Raw genomic sequence first — 4,247 nt, 5'->3', positions numbered from 1 at the left:
TGGTCTTTTCTAATAAATAAATTATCAGCAGTCTGTAGGTTAATCTGTGATATCTGAAGAGAGTTTAAGCAGATTTGGCGCGTTATTCATAAAAATATTTTTAAGTTTGCTATATCAATACCCAATAATTGGATTCCCTCTCCAAGGTCGTCTGAAAATAAGAAACCTTTTTTACCACCGTCGGACTAACAGATTATCAACGCAATATTTAAGGAGCTTTATGACTGCTTTCATCCGCTTCGTTTCAGTGTTGCTGACCGCATCCGCATTGACTGTCAACGTAAGCGCCGCTGCCAAACCCGTTGCTGGAAAACGCGTCGCGGTGCAGTCTTCCAAAGGCAAGGTCATGCTGCCCGCCGGGTATGCCAAAATGATCAACGACTTTCCCGAGCCTGATCCGAAACTGCTGGAGCCGATCCCTATTTCAAATGTGAAATCGCCATACGGACGGGCGGATTTGGTTAATTTTTTCGAAATCGTTTTACAGTCTCATTCGGAATTGATGGCGGCACAAGATGAATTTAACCGGGCCGGAGAAAATTCGACACATTCTCCAGAATTTTTTGAAGCTGCAAAAAAGCTGGATGATGAGTGGAAAAAAGTTACCGGAAGATTTTTGGATGCTGATTTCCGCGATCCTGAAATTAAAGCAGTGGTCAACTGGAGGGTCGAAATCAATATATTGGCAAGTAAGGTTTTGGAATATTTGATAAAACATCAAAAAACCTTGATGGGTGAAGGAGAAAAAGATCCTGAAATAAACCGATTGGGTGTAATGGCTTTTCGAGAAAAACAAAATAAAGCTCAGGAAGAAATTAAGAGAAGCAATGCAGAAATGTTGAAAGCCGTCCGTGCATTAAAGAAAAAATATTCCCTATAATCCCCCAAAGGTCGTCTGAAAACGCTACCGAAGCCGTTTCAGACGACCTTTTTGCAAACTGATTGATAACATATTAAAACCATATCCCAAGCCTGCCGAAATATGCCATAATAGCCACGCAGCGCGCTTTTGCGCCGCATTCGAAAAGAAAAACCTAACCTACAAGAGAATATCCCATGACTAGCAAAGCCACCATTATCTACACCCATACCGATGAAGCCCCCGCGCTGGCGACCCAATCCCTGCTGCCGATTGTGCAGGCGTTTACCCGCCATGCCGGTATCGAAGTCAAAACCAGCGATATTTCCCTGTCCGGCCGCATTCTGGCGGCGTTCCCCGAATATCTGACCGAAGCGCAGCGCGTACCCGATGCGCTTGCCGAGTTGGGCGAACTGGTGAAACAGCCCGACGCCAACGTGATCAAACTGCCCAACATCAGCGCGTCCGTACCGCAACTGACCGCCGCGATTAAAGAATTGCAGGCAAAAGGCTTTGCCGTCCCCGACTATCCCGCCGACCCGCAAACCGATGAAGAAAAAGCCGTGCGCGAACGTTACGACCGCATCAAAGGCAGCGCGGTCAATCCCGTTTTACGCGAAGGCAACTCCGACCGCCGCGCGCCTAAAGCAGTGAAAAACTTTGCGAAAAAAAATCCGCACAGCATGGGCGAATGGACCAAAGATTCCAAAACCCACGTTGCCACCATGCAAAGCGGCGACTTTTTCCATAACGAACAATCTGTTACCGTACCCGATGCAACTTCCGTATCCATCGTGTTTACCGACAAACAAGGCAACAAAAAAGAGCTGCGCGAGCCCGTCGCCCTGAAAGCCGGCGAAATCATCGACGCGACCGTGATGAGCAAAAAAGCCCTGCTCGCCTTCCTTGCTGAACAAGTGCAAGACGCGAAGGCAAAAGGCGTTTTGTTCTCGCTGCACATGAAAGCCACCATGATGAAAGTGTCCGACCCGATTATCTTCGGACACGCCGTCAAAGTATTCTTCGCACCCGTCTTTGAAAAATTCGGCGACAAACTGGCTGCCGCCGGCGTCAACGTCAACAACGGCTTCGGCAACCTGCTGGCCAATCTGGACAAACTGGATGCCGACACACGCGCCGCCGTCGAAGCCGAAATCGCCGCCGTTTACGCCGCCAACCCCGATTTGGCGATGGTCGATTCCGACAAAGGCATCACCAACCTGCACGTCCCCAGCGACGTCATCGTCGATGCTTCCATGCCCGCGATGATCCGCAATTCCGGCCGTATGTGGGACAAAAACGGCAAAGCGCAAGACACCAAAGCCGTGATTCCCGACAGCAGCTACGCAGGCGTTTATCAGGCAACCATCGACTTCTGCCGCGAACACGGCGCGTTCGATCCGACAACCATGGGTACCGTGCCCAACGTCGGTCTGATGGCGCAGGCAGCTGAAGAATACGGTTCGCACAACAAAACTTTTGAAATCGAAGCCGACGGTCAGGTTCAAGTCATTGATGCAGCGGGCAAAGTCCTAATGCAGCACGAAGTTGAGGCAGGCGACATCTGGCGCATGTGCCAAACCAAAGACGCGCCCGTCAAAGACTGGGTGCAACTCGCCGTCAACCGCGCCCGCCTGAGTAACACGCCCGCCGTGTTCTGGCTCGATGAAAACCGTCCGCACGATAAAAGCTTGCTCGCCAAAGTCAAATCCTATCTTGCCGAACTGGATACCGACGGCCTCGACATCCGCGTCCTCGCTCCCGAAGAAGCCGCCAAGTTCAGCTTGGGTCGTCTGAAAAACGGCGAAGACACCATTTCTGTAACCGGCAACGTCTTGCGCGATTATCTGACCGACCTGTTCCCGATTTTGGAACTCGGCACCAGCGCGAAAATGCTGTCTATCGTTCCTTTGATGAACGGCGGCGGTATGTTTGAAACCGGCGCGGGCGGCTCCGCACCGAAACACGTCCAACAGTTCCTCGAAGAAAACCACCTGCGTTGGGACTCGCTGGGCGAATTCCTCGCGCTCGCCGTATCGTTTGAACATCTGGCGCAAAAAACCGGCAACACCAAAGCCCAAGTCCTCGCCGATACGCTCGATGCCGCCACCGAAAAACTGCTGTTGAACGACAAATCGCCCAAACGCAAAGCAGGCGAACTCGACAACCGCGGCAGCCATTTCTACCTCACCCTCTACTGGGCGCAAGAACTGGCAGCTCAGGATAAAGACGCAGAACTGAAAGCGGCATTTGCGCCGTTGGCAGAAACCCTGACCGCCGACGAAGCGAAAATCGTTGCCGAACTTTCCGCCGCGCAAGGCAAAGCAGCCGATATCGGCGGCTACTACGCCCCTGACGCTGCAAAAGCCGCCCAAGCCATGCGCCCGAGCGAAACATTCAATCAGGCATTGGCAAAGCTGTAAAAGCATTACGGTAAAGTTGTAAACATGAAAGGTCGTCTGAAAACCTGTATTTAAAGGTTTTCAGACGACCTTTTTGATTAACTTTAAACCAGTACGGCGTTGCCTCGCCTTAGCTCAAAGAGAACGATTCTCTAAGGTGCTGAAGCACCAAGTGAATCGGTTCCGTACTATCTGTACTGTCTATGGCTTCGTTGCCTTGTCCTGATTTTTGTTAATCCACTATAACGCTGAGGTCGTCTGAAAAGCTTATTCGCGGTTGCGCGCGTGCCAGAAATAACGCCACACGAAGCAGGGGAAGGCGAATATCAGGTAGAGGCAGACTACGGTGGCATAAAACTCCCAGTCTTGATGCTGTACCGCGCCGGCACGGGATTCGAGGATGTAGGCGAGGACGGCGGTCAGGATGAAGCCTGCCGCCAATTCGACGAGGTGATGCCCGAAATGTTTGCGCTTGAGCGGAAACACGCCGAAAAATTTGGTGGTAACGAAAGGGGCATTGGCGAAGATGAGTGCCAATACCAAAAGGATGTACATGGATGCGGTCATGATGGTGTGTCTTTCTGTTTTCAGACGACCTCTTTGATTCAAAGGGTCGTCTGAAAAAACAATCTTGGGCTGCGTATCTTAACAAAAACGGCAGCCTCTGACACGGCTGCCGTTTCGGTTTATCGTCTTACAAAGTGTTTTCCAAAGCCTTTGCGCACCAGTCAATCATCGTTTGCGGCATAACGCCCCACAAAACCAACAAGAACGCATTGACGCTTAGGAAGAATTTGGCGGCATAGTTGCTGCCGATGGGTTGGTCATGAGTGGGTTCGTCGAAATACATGACTTTAACCACGCGCAGGTAGTAGAACGCGCCGATTAAGGACATAACGACCGCGAAGGCCGACAACCAAACGTAATGGAATTTCAGCAACACCATGATGACGCCGAATTTGGCGTAGAAGCCCATCAGCGGCGGA

3 protein-coding genes and 1 pseudogene are annotated in these 4,247 nt (G+C 51.1%); 2 read left to right on the top strand and 2 right to left on the bottom strand.

Annotation, left to right across the window (positions count from 1 at the left end; all coding sequences use genetic code 11):
- Positions 1-220: 220 nt before the first annotated feature.
- Entirely contained in the window at positions 221-880 is a 660-nt protein-coding gene (locus tag HMPREF1051_RS09115; RefSeq protein ID WP_003767567.1) for a hypothetical protein, read from the top strand.
- Positions 881-1,056: 176 nt separating this feature from the next.
- Positions 1,057-3,282: an NADP-dependent isocitrate dehydrogenase gene (locus tag HMPREF1051_RS09110; protein ID WP_003767565.1), complete on the top strand. Its 2,226-nt coding sequence runs from the start codon at positions 1,057-1,059 to the stop codon at positions 3,280-3,282.
- 246 nt (positions 3,283-3,528) lie between these two features.
- Here HMPREF1051_RS09110 and HMPREF1051_RS09105 read toward each other — a convergent pair whose 3' ends face one another.
- Positions 3,529-3,828 carry a DUF2818 family protein gene (locus tag HMPREF1051_RS09105; protein WP_009175028.1) on the bottom strand — a complete coding sequence of 100 codons (300 nt, stop codon included), beginning with the start codon at positions 3,826-3,828 and terminating at the stop codon, positions 3,529-3,531.
- Positions 3,829-3,955: 127 nt separating this feature from the next.
- Positions 3,956-4,247, bottom strand: a pseudogene (locus HMPREF1051_RS09100) (NADH:ubiquinone oxidoreductase subunit N); the annotation flags it as partial.

Source organism: Neisseria sicca VK64, assembly GCF_000260655.1.
GTDB classification, from domain to species: Bacteria; Pseudomonadota; Gammaproteobacteria; order Burkholderiales; family Neisseriaceae; genus Neisseria; species Neisseria sicca_B.
This window is presented reverse-complemented; position numbering and strand designations above follow the sequence as displayed.

What these genes read in the sequence shown, in the direction of transcription:
- HMPREF1051_RS09115 (WP_003767567.1), top strand. Translation starts at nt 221, where the DNA reads ATGACTGCTTTCATCCGCTTCGTTTCAGTGTTGCTGACCGCATCCGCA.
- HMPREF1051_RS09110 (WP_003767565.1), top strand. Translation starts at nt 1,057, where the DNA reads ATGACTAGCAAAGCCACCATTATCTACACCCATACCGATGAAGCCCCC.
- HMPREF1051_RS09105 (WP_009175028.1), bottom strand. Translation starts at nt 3,828, where the DNA reads ATGACCGCATCCATGTACATCCTTTTGGTATTGGCACTCATCTTCGCC.